Origin of the sequence: Achromobacter sp. Root83 (assembly GCF_001428845.1) — a bacterium.
In the GTDB taxonomy this organism is placed as follows: Bacteria; Pseudomonadota; Gammaproteobacteria; order Burkholderiales; family Burkholderiaceae_B; genus Achromobacter.
In genome coordinates this window covers 102,510-118,042 of the sequence record NZ_LMIU01000009.1, presented here as the reverse complement: position 1 = coordinate 118,042, position 15,533 = coordinate 102,510, and the positions used below count along the sequence as shown (strand labels likewise).

The following is a 15,533-nucleotide window of genomic DNA, read 5'->3' as shown; positions in this document are numbered from 1 at the left end:
ACGTGTTGGATGCCAGCGACCCGGAATTCCTGCTGACCCGGCCGGAAGACATGCGCTCAGCTCTGTTTGAACTGACGCACCCCGACAGCCACATCCTCGTGCGCGACGCGGCGGACCGCGAGATCGCCGTGCTGATCCTCGGCGCCGACAAGGAAACGCGCCAGTTTTTCTGGCGCCCGCGCGACTACGCCGGGGCGGACTTCGAACAGTCCGACTCCATGGGCCTGCTGAGCGGCACCACCTTCTATTTCAATGCCACCGCCTATGGCGGCGTGCAGATCCGTTTTCGCGTAGCGCGGCCCGAGGTGATCCACTTCGATGACGGCAGCGCCGCGCTGATGTCGCCCTTCCCGGACCGCCTGGCCCGTATCCAGCGCCGCAAGATGTTCCGCGCCTCGATGATCTCCAGCGCCAGCCGCTGCTTTGCCTCGTGGCAGCCCGCAGCCGCGGACAAGCCGGTCGGCTTCACGATCCGCGATATCTCGGTGGATGGCGTGGGGTTGCGCGTGGGCCTGCCGGTGGGCTTGCTGCCCGCAAGCGGCACCGTGATGGAAGACGTGCAACTGGATTTCGGCGACCTCGGCAAGCTCAACGCCGACCTGGAAGTTCGCAATGTGTACCCGGTTTCAGGCCAGCCCATGGCCGTCGCGGACAATCCGGACAGTCCAGACGACTCGGCGCCCAAGCACGTGTCGCTCACCGGCGAGCCGCCGGTCAGCCACCTGGGAGCACTGTTCCTGAATTTGAATGCGCGCCAGGAGAACTGGCTGCAGCAGGTGGTGTGGCGCCTGGAGAAAGGCGCGCAGCGCAACTGAACGGACGCGGGCCTTCCCCTGGGAAAGGCCCCGCGCCCGCCTGCGGGCTCAGACGGCCATCGAGGAGATTTCCTTATAGGCCGCAACCAGCTTGTTGCGCACCTGAACCGCCGTCTGGAAGCCGAGGCTGGCCTTCTGCATGTCGACCATGACGTCATTCAACGAAATATCCGGCGCGCCCAGCTCGAACGCCTTGGCCTGGTTGCTGGCGGCGTTTTGCGCGGACGTCACGCGGCGGATGGAGCGCTGCAGTTCCGCGGCGAAGCCGTCGGGCTGACCTGCGACTTCGCCCGCGGCAAAATTGCCGGTTTCCGCCTTGGTCACTACCGTGCGCATCTGCTGGAGCATGCTTTCGATGCCGGACAAGCCTGAGACAGCCATTACCTGATTCCTTGCTGGTGGGGGGATTACGCCAATGTGCATACAGAGCGTAACGCCGATCGGACGCGTCCATAGCCGACAAGAACCGCCAAAAAACCCGACATTTCCCCAAATGCAGCCCCCCTCGCCCCCTTACGTGGCGCGGCTTTGCGCATTGCCATCGACATAGGGGACAAGTAACGCCAAAAAACGGCTGTTTTCAACGATTGGGATTGCCGTCTCAGGGGCAATAATCCACGCTCTTCCCAGACCAGAAGCACGTTGCATGTGTAATCTGCCCTACCCAGACATGAAGTCCTCTTCCCTGCTCCGCGAAGCCAGCGGGAGCCGTCGATGAATCAGCAGGCTACCCTGAGCTCATCGCTACTGGCCAAGTTCCCCGTGCTGGAAAGGATTCGGGCGCTGCCCAAGCCCATCCTCCTCGGCGCCGCCGCCGCGGCGGTCGCGGTGATCGTCGCCGTGGCGATGTGGAGCAGCGAACCGAAGTACAAGGTCCTGTTCTCGAACCTGGACGATCGCGATGGCGGCGCCATCGTGACGGCGCTGGGTACGATGAACGTGCCCTACCGCTACAACGAGACCGGCACCGCGCTGCTCGTACCGGCCGACCGCGTGTACGACGCACGGCTGCAACTGGCTTCGCAAGGCTTGCCACGCGGCGGCTCCGTCGGCTTCGAGCTGATGGACAATGCCCGTTTTGGCGCCAGCCAGTTCGCGGAACAGATCAACTATCAGCGCGGTCTGGAAGGCGAGCTGGCCCGGTCGATCGAAGCCATGCATACCGTGCAGCACGCACGCGTCCACCTGGCCATGCCGCGCCAGTCGCTGTTCGTGCGTGAGCGCCAGGCGCCCACCGCGTCGGTACTGTTGAATGTATACCCTGGCCGCAGTCTGAGCGATTCCCAGGTTTCGGCCATCTCCTGGCTGATCGCCTCCAGCGTGCCCGAACTGACCGCCGAGAGCGTGTCCATCGTCGACCAGAACGGCCGCCTGCTGTCGGCGCCGGTGGGCGAAGGCCGCGGCATGGACGCGGACCAGTTGCGCTTCGTGCGCGAAACAGAACAACGCACCGTCGAACGCATCCTCACCATCCTGAATCCGCTGGTCGGGTCGGGCAACGTGCATGCGCAAGCCAGCGCCGACGTCGACTTCTCCCGCCGCGAGGAAACGTCCGAGGTTTACCGTCCCAATCAGGAACCGGGCCAGGCCGCCGTGCGCAGCCAGCAGACCAGCGATTCGACCCAGCGCGGCGTCAATCCGGCCCAGGGCGTGCCCGGCGCGCTGTCGAACCAGGCGCCGGCCAACGCGCAGGCGCCGATTGCCAACCCGCCGCAACCGCAGCCTCCCCGCCCCGGCCAGCCGCAGCAACCGGCCAACGCGCAGCAGCAACAGCAGCAACAGCAGCAAACCGGCACTCAGGCTCCTGCCACCAATCTGAATGAACGCCGCGACGCGACCACCAACTATGAAGTGGACCGCACCATCAGCCACATCAAGCAGCCGATGGGCAACCTGAAGCGCCTGTCGGTCGCCGTGGTGGTGAATTACATCCGCGACAAGGACGGCGAGCCCCAGGCCCTGCCGCCTGAAGAACTGAACAAGCTCACCAACCTGGTGCGCGAAGCCATGGGTTATTCCGAATCCCGCGGCGACTCGCTGAACCTGGTGAACAGCCAGTTCAACGACGGCCCGCCGCCGGTGCCGATGTGGCGCGATCCCGAAATGATCTCGCTGTTCAAGACGATTCTGGCGTGGCTGCTGGGTGGCGTGCTGGCACTGTGGCTGTATCGCAAGCTGCGCCGCACGGTGGGCGACTACCTGTACCCGCCGGTCGATCCGGAAATGGCTGAAGCCGAGCGCGTCGAAGCGGCGCGCGAGGCCCAGGACCTGGCCCGCGCCAAGGAAACGGACCGCTACCAGGACAACCTGGAGCGCGCCCGCACCATGGCCAACAAGGATCCGCGCGCTGTCGCAATGGTTCTGCGCACCTGGATGAGCAAAGATGAAAAATGATTCCCTACCCATGGACGGCATGACGCGCAGCGCCGTCCTGATGATGTCGCTGGGCGAGGACGCCGCAGCCGAGGTCTTCAAGTACCTCAGCGCCCGTGAAGTCCAGCAGGTCGGCGGCGCCATGGCCAGCCTGAAGCAGGTCACGCGCAACGACGTCGCCGTGGTGCTGGAAGAGTTCCGCCAGGAAGCCGACCAGTTCATGGCCGTCACGCTGGGTTCCGACGATTACATCCGCAGTGTGCTGACCAAGGCGCTGGGCAGCGACCGCGCCGCCGGCCTGATCGAAGACATCCTGGAAGCCGGCGACGGCGGCAGCGGCATCGACGCGCTGAACTGGCTGGACCCGAACACCGTGGCCGAACTGATCGGCGACGAGCATCCGCAGATCATCGCGACCATCCTGGTGCACCTGGAGCGCGACCGCGCCGCGGGCGTACTGGCGCTGCTGACCGAACGCCTGCGCAACGACGTCATGCTGCGCATCGCCACGTTCGGCGGCGTCCAGCCTGCCGCGCTGTCCGAACTGACCGAAGTGCTGAATTCGGTACTCGCCGGCCAGGGCGCCAAGCGCAGCAAGATGGGTGGCGTGCGCACCGCGGCCGAGATCCTGAACATGATGAACTCGACCCAGGAAGAGACGGTCGTCGCCAGCCTGCGCGAACGCGACAACGACCTGGCGCAGAAGATCATCGACGAGATGTTCGTCTTCGACAACCTGCTCGACGTCGAGGATCGCGCCATCCAGCTCATCCTCAAGGAAATCGACAACGACACGCTCATGGTCGCGCTCAAGGGCGCCCAGGAAGAGCTGCGCGCGAAGTTCCTGCGCAACATGTCCAGCCGTGCGGCCGAAATGCTGCGCGAGGACCTGGAAGCGCAAGGCCCGATCCGCATGTCCAAGGTCGAGACCGAACAGAAGAAGATCCTCCAGATCGCCCGCCGCCTGGCCGAAAGCGGCCAGATTGTCCTGGGCAACTCCGGAGACGACGCGTATGTCTGAAGCGGACCACGGCGCGACGACGCTCATCTCGCGCAGCGCCGCCTGGCGGCGCTGGCAGATGCTGTCGTTCGACGAGCCGGCGCCCGTCGAAGTCGAGCCCGAACCCGAACCCGATCCGGGCCCGGATCCCGCTGTGGTGATGGCGCAGTTGCGCGCTCAGGCCATTGCGGAAGGCCACGAAGAAGGAATGGCGCGCGGCCACGCCGCCGGTCACGAAGCGGGCCAGCAGGCCGGCCACGAAGCCGGCTTTGCCGCCGGACGCGAGGCGGGCTACGCCGAAGGCCTGGCCGAGGGCCGCGCGCAGGCCGCCACGGAAGCGCAGCGCCTGCACGCCCTGGTCGAAGCCTGCGCCCTGTCGCTCGGCGCGCTGGAAGAAAAGATGGGCCAGAGCCTGCTGACCCTGGCTCTGGATATTGCGCAGCAAGTCGTTCGCACCACCCTCGCCGAACAGCCCGACACCGTGGCCAGCGCCGTGCGCGATGTGCTGCACATCAATCCGACCGCGGGCGGCCAGATGCGTTTGTGGGCCAACCCGGACGACATCGAACTGATCCGCCTGCACCTGGCGGACGAACTGAAAGAAGGCCACTGGCGCGTCCTGGCCGATGAATCCATCACGCGCGGCGGCTGCCGCGCCGAAACGCCCTTCGGCGACATCGACGCCACGCTGCAGACCCGCTGGCGGCGCGTGGCGGCCTCGCTGGGTCGTAACGCATCCTGGGAGGAACCGGCGTGAACGGCGCTCCGGTCCCCGTGCAACCCGGCCAGGCCGCGGCGCTGCCGCCGGCCGCGCCGGCGTCGGCGGCTCCCGTCATCGACCGCTGGCAGACCCAGTTGCAGATCGGTTCGATCCGCGCCGCGTCGACCGACCCATGGCTGGTCAGCGGCAAGATCACGCGGGCCACCGGCCTGGTGCTGCACGCGACCGGCCTGCGTCTGCCGGTGGGCGCCGCCGCCCGCATCGAGATCGCGCGCGGCCACGACCATTGGGCCGATGCCGAAGTCGTCGGTTTCGACGGCCATACGCTGTACCTGATGCCCCAGGCCGATATCTCCGGCCTGCCCCCCGGCGCGCGTGTCGTGCCCGGCGAACCGCCTGTGCAGCGCCAGATCCCGCTGCCGCGCAAGGCTGAATTGAACGGCAATGCCAAGCCCCAGCTAGGCCGTCACCTGCCGGTGGGCAACGCGCTGCTGGGCCGCGTGCTCGATGGCGCGGGCCGCCCGCTGGACGGGCTGGGCCCGCTGACGGGCGCCGAACTGGCTCCCCTTTCCGCCCAGCCCATCAACCCGCTGTCGCGCGCGCCGATCGATACCGTGCTGGACACCGGCGTGCGCGCCATCAACGGCCTGCTGACCGTCGGCCGCGGCCAGCGCATGGGCCTGTTCGCGGGTTCCGGCGTGGGCAAGAGCGTGTTGCTGGGCATGATGGCCCGCTACACCAAGGCCGACGTCATCGTCGTGGGCCTGATCGGTGAACGGGGCCGCGAAGTCAAGGAATTCATCGAGCACAACCTGGGCCCCGAAGGCCTGGCGCGCTCGGTCGTGGTCGCTGCGCCCGCCGACGTCTCGGCGCTGCTGCGCCTGCAAGGCGCCGCCTACGCCACGCGCCTGGCCGAGCACTTCCGCGACCAGGGCCTGGACGTGCTGCTGATCATGGACTCGCTGACCCGCTACGCGATGGCGCAACGGGAAATCGCGCTGGCCATCGGCGAGCCGCCCGCCACCAAGGGCTATCCGCCGTCGGTGTTCGCCAAGCTGCCGATGCTGGTCGAACGCGCCGGCATGGGTGCGCCCGGTCCTTCCGGCAAGGCCGGTTCCATCACGGCGTTCTACACCGTGCTGGCCGAAGGCGATGACCAGCAGGATCCCATCGCCGATTCCGCGCGCGCCATCCTGGACGGCCACGTGGTGCTGTCGCGCCACCTGGCCGAAGCGGGCCACTACCCCGCCATCGATATCGAGGCGTCGATCTCGCGCGCCATGACTTCGCTGATCTCGACGCAGCAATTCGCCGTGGTGCGCCGGTTCAAGCAAAGCCTGTCGCGCTACCAGCGCAACCGCGACCTCATCGCCGTGGGCGCCTATGCCGCCGGCAATGACCCGCAGCTCGACGACGCCATTGCCCGCTATCCCCGTTTGGAAGCCTTCCTGCAACAGGACATCGGCGAGAACATCGGCTATGAAGATGCCGTCAACCAACTTCGAGCCAGTTTCGAGTCAAGGGACACCTATGCCTAGCCAATTGCCATTGGACATGCTGATCAACCTGGCCAAGGAAAGCACGGATGAAGCCGCGCGCCTGCTGGGCCGGCTCAGCGCCGAGCGCAGCAACGCCGAACGCCAGCTCTCCATGCTGCACGACTACCGCCAGGACTACCTGGAACGCCTGCAGCAGGCAATGACCAGCGGCATGGCGGCGAGCGACTGCCACAATTACCAGCGCTTCATCGGCACGCTCGACGACGCGATCGGCCAACAGCAAGGCGTGCTGCTCCAGGCGGACGAAAACCTGTCCAAGGGCCGCCTCTACTGGCAGCAGGAAAAACGCAAACTCAACTCCTACGACACCCTGGCGCAGCGCGAAATGCGCGCCCGGGCCGTCGTGGAGTCCCGCCGCGAACAGCGCGCCAACGACGAATACTCCGCCCGCCTGGTCCAGCGCCAAGCCGGCGGCATGCATTAAGCAATACCTCACAGGAAGCCCAAGATGACCGCTCCCCTGCCCTTGCCCTCGATCGCGCCCGTCCCTCAGACGTCGATCGCCGACACGCTTGGCGCCAAGTCCTCCTCCGCGAACAAGTCCGCGGACAAGAAAGGCCCCAGCTTCTCGGACGTGCTGGCCCAGCAGCGTCCGGCCCAGCAGCGCCCGAATCAGTCCGCCGACTCGCGTCCCGCGGGCAGCGGCTCCAAGCCTTCGGCCAGCGGCAAAGAAGCGAACGACGCAGCCAGCGCCGCTGAAGGCGCAGCCGCCGGCGCGATCGATGGCGCCTTGCAGACCGCCGCTCAGGCCGAGGCCGGCGCCCTGGCCGTCGCCGCGCAGCAACCCGCTGCCCCGGTGCTGCCGCAGCAGGCTTTGGAAATCGCCGCCCAGGCCGCCGAGCAAGTGCAATTGGCACGCGGCAACGCCGCGGCCGCCGCCACCGCGATGAGCAACGGCGCCGCCGTGCTGACCGCCGCGCTGAACGCCGCCGACACCGCCGCCCCGCAGACCCCGCAAGCCGCCCAGGTTCCCGTGGCGGCCACCGCTCCGCAGGCCGAAGCCGCCGCCGCGCTGGCCACCCGCGACGCGGCAGCCGCGCTGCCGGTCGTGACCGCCGCCGTCAAGCCGGGCAGCGCAACGGTTGCCGAAGCGCCCGTCAACACCAAGGTAGCCGCCAAGGCCGAGACGCCGCGCGTCGCGCCTGAAATCTCTCTGCCGCGGCCCGCGCGCGACACGCGCGCCGAAGCCGAGCCCGCCGCCACTCTGCCCGTGCACGCCAGCGACGAAGAGCAGGCCGCACTGCTGACCAGCACGGCCCAGCAATTCCAGGCGCCCCAGCACGGCGCTTCCGCCCAGGACACGCTCGCTCAGGCGCTCGCCGCCGCGACGCAACGCCAGGCGGCTCCGGCCGTCAATCAGGCTGCCGTCGCCGTGCCGGTCGTCCCGGTCGTCCTGCAGGTCGCCACCCCGGTCGGCGCCACCCATTGGGGCACCGAACTCGGCCAGCAGATGGTCATGATGAGCAGCAACGCACGCCAAGGCATGCAGACCGCGGAACTGCGTCTGGATCCCCCGGATCTCGGGCCGCTGCGCGTCAGCCTGAATCTGGCGGACGGCGTGGCCAGCGCTTCGTTCGTGTCCGCGCATGCCTCGGTGCGCCAGGCCATCGAAGTCGCGATTCCCCAACTGCAGCAGGCACTCGCTCAGGCAGGCATCTCGCTGGGTCAGACCAGCGTGGGAGAGCAGGCCGCGCAGCAGGAATTCGCGCAACAGAACGGTAATGGATCGCAGCGCCAGCAAGGTGGCGGATCCAACGGCGCGGATGGCGCGGCCGATGTCGCGCAGCCCGCGGTGACGGTGGCGCGCAACGCCAACGCGCTGGTCGACACCTTCGCGTGATGATGAACAGGCGCCCGCGGCCGGCAACGGATGCGGGCACTGCAGCAATAGCTTGAGATACGCGGCTTTCGCCCTGTTTTTCGCCTCCAAGCCGAGGCGGGATTTCGGGCAGAATGCTTTCATCCACTAAGAATCCGTTTTCACCGGCGGCACAACACGCATCGATACCCAGATGGCGACAATCAAACCAATTCCCGCACCGTCGCGCGGCGCGACGACCTCCGGCGGCATCGGCCGTATCCTTCGCCCGTTGCTGGCGATCCTGGTACTGCTCATCGTGGCTGCTGCCAGCGCGGGAGCAACCTGGTTCATCACCCAGCGCATGCAACCGCAGCAGAACGGCGCCACGGTGCAGCTTGGCGTCGGACAGACGCCCGCCGGCCAGCCCGGCCAGCCGGGTCAGCCCGCACAGGGTCCCCAGGCCACGCCGACGACCTTCGTCGCGCCGTCTGCCACGCCCATTGCCGTGCCCGCCCCGATCTTCGTTCCCATCGAAGCGTTCACCGTCACGCTGCAGAACGCCGAAACCGAGCGCATCATGCACGTGGGCCTGACGCTGCGCGTGAGCGATGAACAGACCCGCACGCGCCTGGAAAAGTACATGCCTGAAGTGCGAAGCCGCATCCTGATGGTGCTGTCGGCTCAATCGCCCACCGGCGTGCAGACGCAGCAAGGCAAGAACGACATGGTCACGGCCATCAAGCAAGCGGTCAACCGTCCCTTCTCGCCCCTGCCTGACGGCCAGTATGTCACCGACGTGCTGTTCACGGCGTTCGTGGTGCAATAAGCATGGCCTACGAGGCATTTCTTTCGCAGGACGAAGTCGATGCGCTGCTGGCGGGCGTCACCGGCGAGAGCGATAGTAAGAAGGAATCCGCTGGCCAGGCCGGGGGCGCGCGCGCCTACGACCTGAGCTCGCCCGAGCGTGTCGTGCGCCGCCGCATGCAGACGCTGGAGCTCATCAACGAGCGCTTTGCGCGCCACATGCGCAACGTGCTGCTGAACTTCATGCGGCGCAGCGCGGACATCACCGTCGGTACCATCAAGATCCAGAAGTACGCGGACTTCGAGCGCAACCTGCCGGTGCCGAGCAATCTGAACATGATTCAGATGAAGCCGCTGCGCGGCACGGCGCTCTTCACGTATGACCCGAACCTGGTGTTCCTGGTCATCGACAGCCTGTTCGGCGGCGATGGCCGCTACCACACGCGCGTCGAGGGCCGGGACTTCACCACCACCGAACAGCGCATCATCCGGCGCCTGCTCAACCTGACCCTGGAAAGCTACGGCAAGTCCTGGGACCCCGTCTATCCGATCGAGTTCGAGTACGTGCGCTCGGAGATGCACACCAAGTTCGCCAGCATCACCGGCAACAATGAAGTGGTGGTCGTCACCTCGTTCCACATCGAATTCGGCGCGACCGGCGGCGACCTGAACATCTGCCTGCCCTATTCCATGATCGAGCCTGTGCGCGATCTGCTGACGCGGCCGCTGCAGGAAACCACGCTCGAAGAAGTGGACCAGCGCTGGTCGCAGCAGCTTTCCCGCCAGGTGCGCAGCGCCGACATCGACGTCGTCGCCGAATTCGCGCGCATTCCGTCGTCGATCCGCGAGCTGATGAGCCTGAAGGCAGGCGACGTCCTTCCCGTGGACGTGCCGGAATCCATCATCGCTAGCGTCGATGGCGTGCCGCTGATGGAATGCGGCTACGGCGTCTTCAACGGCCAGTACGCCTTGCGCGTACAGAACATGTTTACCCACGATACAGAATCCAACGAGGCCTCTGACCATGACTGACAAGAACGAGCCCGGCACCGGCTCGTCCCCGGCCGACGACTGGGCCGACGCGCTCGCCGAACAATCCCGCGCCACGCCGCCCACGCAAGCCGACGGTCTGAAGCCGCAGGACGACTGGGCTGCCGCGATGGCTGAACAGACCGCCGCCGCGCCGCCCGCGGCGCCGGCTCCCGCCGCGCCGGCACCGGCACCGGCCGCCCCTGCCCCCGCCGCGCAATCGGCGGCGCAGTCGGTATTCAAGCCCCTGGCCGGCGCCGCCGCCGGCAATGGCAGCGACATCGACCTGATCATGGACGTGCCCGTCCAACTGACGGTTGAACTGGGACGTACCCGCCTGACCATCAAGAACCTGCTCCAGCTTGGCCAGGGTTCCGTGGTCGAGCTCGACGGCCTGGCGGGCGAGCCCATGGACATCTTCGTCAACGGCTACCTGATCGCCCAGGGCGAAGTCGTGGTCGTCGAAGAAAAGTACGGCATCCGCCTGACCGACATCATCACCCCGTCCGAGCGGATCAACCGCTTGAACAACCGTCGTTGACGCCTGGCGCCATGACCGAACCCGCCCTGCTGCGCGTCATCGTCGGCCTCGTGCTGGTGGTGGCCGCCATTCTGGTTTCGGCGTGGCTGGCCAAGCGCGCCGGACTGATGCAGCGCGGCGGCGGCAACCTGCTCCGCCAGGTCGCCAGCCTGCCGGTCGGCCCGCGCCAAAGCATCGTCGTCGTTGAAATCGAAGACACCTGGCTGGTGGTGGGCGTAGGCCCGAACCAGCTCACCACCCTGCATACCCTGCCCGCCGGCCAAATGCCGGAGGGTTCGCCTCTGCCCACTGCCGCCTTCGCCGCCAAGCTGGGCCAGGCACTCAAGCGCCGATAGGGCCTCCCGCCGCGGCGCGATTCAAGCGACACCCATGAGTTTGCTCACAAGCACGACATCCGCCAGCGCCCGCCAACGCGCGCTGCCCCTGCTGGCCGCCGCGGCGATCTTGGGCTTGGCATTCTTTCCGGCCGGTGTCGTTGCGCAGGCCACGCTGCCCGCGCTGACCGCCACGCCCGGGGCGGACGGTTCGCAAACGTATTCGCTCAGCATGCAGACCATGCTGCTGATGACGTCGCTGTCGTTCCTGCCGGCCGCGCTGCTGATGATGACGGGCTTCACGCGCATCATCATCGTGCTGGGCCTGCTGCGCAGCGCCATGGGCACTGCCATGTCGCCGCCCAATCACGTCCTGATCGGCCTGGCGCTGTTCCTGACCTTCTATACGATGTCGCCGGTGTTCGACAAGATCTACGCCGACGCCTACAAGCCCTTGTCCGAGGGAACGATCCAATTCGAAACGGCGGTGGAACGCGCCGCGGGGCCGCTGCGCACGTTCATGCTGCATCAGACCCGCGAGAACGACCTGTCGCTGTTCGCGAACCTGGCCAAGCAGCCCGCCCTGGAAGATCCATCGCAGGTGCCCATGCGCATCCTGGTGCCCGCCTTCATCACCAGCGAACTGAAGACGGCCTTCCAGATCGGCTTCACCATTTTCATCCCGTTCCTGATCATCGACCTGGTCGTCGCCAGCGTCCTGATGGCCCTGGGCATGATGATGGTGCCGCCCGTGACCGTGGCCCTGCCCTTCAAGCTGATGCTGTTCGTGCTGGCCGATGGCTGGAACCTGCTCATGGGCTCGCTGGCCCAGAGCTTCTACCAGTAACGCCTGAAGGAGAATCGCCATGACCGCGGAAACCGTCATGACCATGACCTACCAGGCGATGAAGATCGTCCTGGCGATGGCCGGCCCGCTCCTGCTCGTCACCCTGGTCGTCGGTCTGGTCATCAGCATTTTCCAGGCCGCCACGCAGATCAACGAAATGACGCTGTCGTTCATTCCGAAGCTGCTGGCCATGTGCGGCGTGCTGGTGCTGCTGGGTCCGTGGCTGATCGGCGTCATGGTGGACTACATCCGGCAGCTTATCAGCCAGATCCCCATGCTGGTGTCCTGAGCGGCGCCCGCCGCAGGACGCCCGGCCTCCCGCCATGATCGCCTTCACGCTCGAACAGCTCAATGGCTGGATAGGCCAGTTTCTCTGGCCGTTCGTGCGCATCCTGGCCCTGGTGGGCACCGCGCCCCTGTTCTCCGAATCGCTGATACCGATCAAGGTCAAGGTCGGCCTGTCGTTCGTCCTGGCCGTTGCCATCAGTCCCGCGCTGGACCCCATGCCGCCCATCTCGCCCGGTTCGTTCGCCGGACTTTGGATGGTGATGCAGCAAGTGCTGATCGGTATCGCGATGGGCTTCACCATGCGCATGGTGTTCGCCGCCGTGCAGACGGCGGGTGAGTTCGTCGGCTTGCAGATGGGCCTGTCGTTCGCCTCGTTCTTCGACCCCAGCGCCGGCGCCAACACGGCCGTGTTGTCGCGGCTGTTCAACATCGTCGCGATGCTGACCTTCCTGGCGCTGGACGGGCATCTGCTGGTCCTGGCCGCGCTGGTGCGCTCCTTCGACACCCTGCCCATCGCCATGATCCAGCTGCATCAGAATGGCTGGGGCGCGGTGGTGGAATGGGGCAAGACCATCTTTGTATCGGGCCTGCTGCTGGCGCTGCCGCTGATCTGCGCCCTGCTGACCATCAATCTGGCGATGGGCATCCTGAATCGCGCGGCCCAGCAGCTGTCAGTGTTTTCGGTCGGCTTCCCCGTGACGCTGATCATCGGGGTGGCCGTCCTGACCGTCGTGCTACCGCATGCCGGGCCGTTTCTGGAATCGCTGTTCGAATCGGGCCTGTCGGCCATGAGCCGCGTCGTGAACGCGCTTGCCGGCCGGTAGCTAGGACTGCCCGACCACGCGGAACACGCGGATGGTTTCCCGCAACGCGCCCGACTGGTTGCCCAATTGCTTCACCGCGCCGCCCAGCTCCTGCACCAGCGCCGTGTTCTGCACCGTCATCACGTCCATTTGCGACACGGCGGTATCCACTTGCTCGATACCGCTGGATTGCTCCTGTGAAGCCTGAGAGATCTCGCCGATGATGTCGGTGACCCGATGCACCGCCGCCACGATCTCCTGCATCGTCGCGCCCGCCTGCTCGGCTTGCGCGGAACCTTCCGTGACGCGCTGTACCGAATCCTCGATCAGGGTCTTGACCTCTTTGGCGGCCTGCGCGCTCTTCTGGGCCAGGCTGCGCACCTCGCCCGCCACCACGGCGAATCCCTTGCCCGACTCGCCCGCGCGCGCAGCCTCCACCGCGGCGTTCAATGCCAGGATGTTCGTCTGAAAGGCGATGCCTTCGATGATGGTGACGATGTCCGCGATCTTGCGCGAACTGTCGGAGATGCCGTGCATGGTATCGACGACCTGCCCGACCGCCACGCCGCCGCGCCGCGCAACGTCCATGCTGCTGGCCGCCAACTGGTTAGCCTGCCGCGCATTATCGGCATTCTGGCGCACCGTGGACGTAAGCTGTTCCATGCTGGCCGCGGTCTGCTGAAGCGAGGCGGCCTGCCCTTCCGTCCGGCCGGCCAGCTCCTGGTTGCCGCGCGCGATGTGCACGGCCGCATGCGTCGTGCCTTCGATGCCCCGGTAGACGTCCTGGGCGATGCCGATCAGGCTCTTGCGCATGACGTCGAGCGAGAACTTCAGGCTGCCCACTTCGTCGTCGGACTCCGCCACGATCTGCGTGGTCAGGTTGCCCGCGGCCACCTGCCGCGCCATGTTCGCGGCGTCCAGCATCGGCTCCAGCAGGGAACGCGACAGGCTCCATCCCATGTAGAAGATCGCCACGACGCCCACGGCAATCGCGCCGCAGCCCAGCGCGGCGCCCCACGTATCCAGGTTCGGCCAGTTGGCGTGCAAGCCATAGGCGCCGGCGGCGGCCACGATCCCGGCTGACAGCGACGCATGACGCAGCATGCGGCTGCGCACGCCGCGCCCGAAAGGAAACGCCAGCACGTCTACACTGCGGCGCCACCCTGCCCGCACAGGCCGCCCGCGCGAGATGCGCACGCCCTTGGCCCGGCCCTCGCGAATGCGCGCGTACAGCTCCTCGGCCATTTCGATCTGTTCTTCGGAGGGGCACACGCGTACCGAGGAATAGGCCACGACCTCGCCGTTCTCGATGATGGGCGTGGCGTTGGCCAGCACCCAGTAGTAACCGCCATCCTTGCGCCGGTTCTTGACCACGCCCAGCCACGACTCCCCGGCTTCCAGGGTCTCCCAGAGATCCGCGTACGCTTCGGCCGGCATGTCGGGATGGCGCACGATGTTGTGCGGCTTGCCGATGAGTTCGTCCCGCGAAAAGCCGCTGACCTCGATGAAAGCGGGGTTCGCATAAACGATGCGGCCCTTGCTGTCGGTGCGCGAAATCAGGTATTGATCTTCGCGCAGCTTGGTTTCCACATCAGTGGCGGGTAGGTTGACGCGCACGGCTTGTCTCCGGTTACAACATATACGACAGCGATTGAATAACGGCGCATAAACCTCCCGACGCCCCGCATCGTTCCGTCCGCCCGTTCCGTCTGGCTGGTCCCCGCGCTGACGCGCGCAGCCATCGAACACTGTTTATCGCCCAAAATCGGGCGCTATTATTATTAACGGTCATATTCACCGGAACTTAACGTGCTTATGACTTTTGATCCATCACTTATATCTGAAATGCATATAGAAAATGGCCGCGCTTTTGCACGGCCATTTTCTTCCTGAATGCAAAAGGCCGCGCCCGACTCCGCCAAGGCGGAATCGGGCGCGGCCCGGAGCGTGACGCTTAGTTCAGCGTGGGTGTGGAATAGCCGCCCAGTTGATGCGCGGGCACTTCGATCACTTCGCCCGCGTTGATCTTGAACACGGCCACCGCTTCGGCCAGGCGTTGCGCCTGGTCTTGCAGCGAACCGGCGGCGGCAGCCGCTTCTTCCACCAGTGCCGCGTTCTGCTGCGTCACTTCGTCCATCTGCGACACGGCACGATTCACCTGGTCGATACCGCTGGACTGCTCCTCGGACGCCGCCGAGATCTCGCCCATGATGTCCGTCACGCGCTTGACCGACGCCACGATCTCCTGCATCGTCGCGCCCGCGCGTTCGACCTGCTGCGAACCCGCGCCGACCTTCGTCACGGAGTCTTCGATCAGGCCCTTGATTTCCTTGGCCGCCTGCGCGCTCCGCTGCGCCAGCGAACGGACTTCGCCCGCCACCACCGCAAAGCCCTTGCCCTGCTCGCCCGCGCGCGCCGCTTCCACCGCCGCGTTCAGCGCCAGGATGTTCGTCTGGAACGCAATCCCGTCGATCACCGACACGATTTCCGAGATCTTGCGCGAGCTGGCCGAAATGCCCTGCATCGTGCTGACCACTTCCGACACCGCCGAGCCGCCCCGCTCCGCCACGTCCGACGCGCTGGCCGCCAACTGATTGGCCTGGCGTGCGTTGTCGGCGTTCTGCTTCACGGTGGAGGC

At 66.4% G+C, this 15,533-nt stretch carries 16 protein-coding genes and 1 pseudogene; 14 read left to right on the top strand and 3 right to left on the bottom strand.

Annotated features, from left to right (window positions below; genetic code table 11):
* Positions 1–5 precede the first annotated feature (5 nt).
* A complete protein-coding gene (locus tag ASE30_RS11460; protein ID WP_057284520.1) occupies positions 6–815 on the top strand; it encodes a flagellar brake protein in 810 nt (269 codons plus the stop codon).
* Positions 816–863: 48 nt separating this feature from the next.
* Here the strand turns inward: ASE30_RS11460 and fliE are convergent, their stop codons facing one another.
* A complete protein-coding gene (gene fliE / locus ASE30_RS11455) occupies positions 864–1,196 on the bottom strand; it encodes a flagellar hook-basal body complex protein FliE (protein ID WP_057284429.1) in 333 nt (110 codons plus the stop codon).
* A gap of 333 nt (positions 1,197–1,529) precedes the next feature.
* Here fliE and fliF point away from each other — a divergent pair, with 333 nt between their 5' ends.
* The 13 genes from fliF (at position 1,530) to fliR (ending at position 12,916) form a co-directional block, all read left to right on the top strand.
* A complete protein-coding gene (gene fliF / locus ASE30_RS11450; protein WP_057284428.1) occupies positions 1,530–3,209 on the top strand; it encodes a flagellar basal-body MS-ring/collar protein FliF in 1,680 nt (559 codons plus the stop codon).
* The gene (gene fliG / locus ASE30_RS11445; RefSeq protein WP_057284427.1) at positions 3,199–4,209 is read left to right on the top strand and encodes a flagellar motor switch protein FliG; all 1,011 of its coding nucleotides are present in this window, start codon (positions 3,199–3,201) and stop codon (positions 4,207–4,209) included. The genes fliF and fliG overlap by 11 nt, the downstream gene beginning before the upstream one ends.
* Entirely contained in the window at positions 4,202–4,945 is a 744-nt protein-coding gene (fliH, locus tag ASE30_RS11440) for a flagellar assembly protein FliH (RefSeq protein ID WP_057284426.1), read from the top strand. The genes fliG and fliH overlap by 8 nt, the downstream gene beginning before the upstream one ends.
* Positions 4,946–4,986: 41 nt before the next feature.
* Positions 4,987–6,447: a flagellar protein export ATPase FliI gene (gene fliI / locus ASE30_RS11435; RefSeq protein ID WP_156407621.1), complete on the top strand. Its 1,461-nt coding sequence runs from the start codon at positions 4,987–4,989 to the stop codon at positions 6,445–6,447.
* Positions 6,440–6,892 (top strand): flagellar export protein FliJ, encoded by a 453-nt coding sequence (fliJ, locus tag ASE30_RS11430; protein ID WP_057284425.1) that lies wholly within the window; start codon positions 6,440–6,442, stop codon positions 6,890–6,892. The genes fliI and fliJ overlap by 8 nt, the downstream gene beginning before the upstream one ends.
* A gap of 24 nt (positions 6,893–6,916) precedes the next feature.
* Positions 6,917–8,308: a flagellar hook-length control protein FliK gene (locus ASE30_RS11425; protein WP_057284424.1), complete on the top strand. Its 1,392-nt coding sequence runs from the start codon at positions 6,917–6,919 to the stop codon at positions 8,306–8,308.
* A 172-nt stretch (positions 8,309–8,480) separates the two neighbouring features.
* Positions 8,481–9,095 (top strand): flagellar basal body-associated protein FliL, encoded by a 615-nt coding sequence (gene fliL / locus ASE30_RS11420; RefSeq protein ID WP_057284423.1) that lies wholly within the window; start codon positions 8,481–8,483, stop codon positions 9,093–9,095.
* A gap of 2 nt (positions 9,096–9,097) precedes the next feature.
* Positions 9,098–10,105, top strand: coding sequence for a flagellar motor switch protein FliM (fliM, locus tag ASE30_RS11415; protein ID WP_057284422.1), 1,008 nt, complete (start codon positions 9,098–9,100; stop codon positions 10,103–10,105).
* Positions 10,098–10,643 carry a flagellar motor switch protein FliN gene (gene fliN, locus ASE30_RS11410; protein WP_057284421.1) on the top strand — a complete coding sequence of 182 codons (546 nt, stop codon included), beginning with the start codon at positions 10,098–10,100 and terminating at the stop codon, positions 10,641–10,643. The genes fliM and fliN overlap by 8 nt, the downstream gene beginning before the upstream one ends.
* Before the next feature lie 11 nt (positions 10,644–10,654).
* The gene (fliO, locus tag ASE30_RS11405; RefSeq protein ID WP_057284420.1) at positions 10,655–10,978 is read left to right on the top strand and encodes a flagellar biosynthetic protein FliO; all 324 of its coding nucleotides are present in this window, start codon (positions 10,655–10,657) and stop codon (positions 10,976–10,978) included.
* Between the two features lie 34 nt (positions 10,979–11,012).
* On the top strand, positions 11,013–11,804 hold the full coding sequence (fliP, locus tag ASE30_RS11400) for a flagellar type III secretion system pore protein FliP (RefSeq protein ID WP_082601559.1): 792 nt from the start codon (positions 11,013–11,015) through the stop codon (positions 11,802–11,804).
* A 19-nt stretch (positions 11,805–11,823) separates the two neighbouring features.
* Positions 11,824–12,093 carry a flagellar biosynthesis protein FliQ gene (gene fliQ, locus ASE30_RS11395; RefSeq protein WP_057284419.1) on the top strand — a complete coding sequence of 90 codons (270 nt, stop codon included), beginning with the start codon at positions 11,824–11,826 and terminating at the stop codon, positions 12,091–12,093.
* A gap of 34 nt (positions 12,094–12,127) precedes the next feature.
* A complete protein-coding gene (gene fliR, locus ASE30_RS11390; protein ID WP_057284418.1) occupies positions 12,128–12,916 on the top strand; it encodes a flagellar biosynthetic protein FliR in 789 nt (262 codons plus the stop codon).
* On the opposite strand, the gene ASE30_RS11385 is transcribed toward fliR, so the two are convergent.
* Both ASE30_RS11385 and ASE30_RS29545 read right to left on the bottom strand, forming a co-directional pair.
* Positions 12,917–14,512 (bottom strand): PAS domain-containing methyl-accepting chemotaxis protein, encoded by a 1,596-nt coding sequence (locus tag ASE30_RS11385; protein WP_057284417.1) that lies wholly within the window; start codon positions 14,510–14,512, stop codon positions 12,917–12,919. It lies immediately after the preceding gene.
* Between the two features lie 337 nt (positions 14,513–14,849).
* Positions 14,850–15,533: pseudogene (locus tag ASE30_RS29545) on the bottom strand (methyl-accepting chemotaxis protein); the annotation flags it as partial.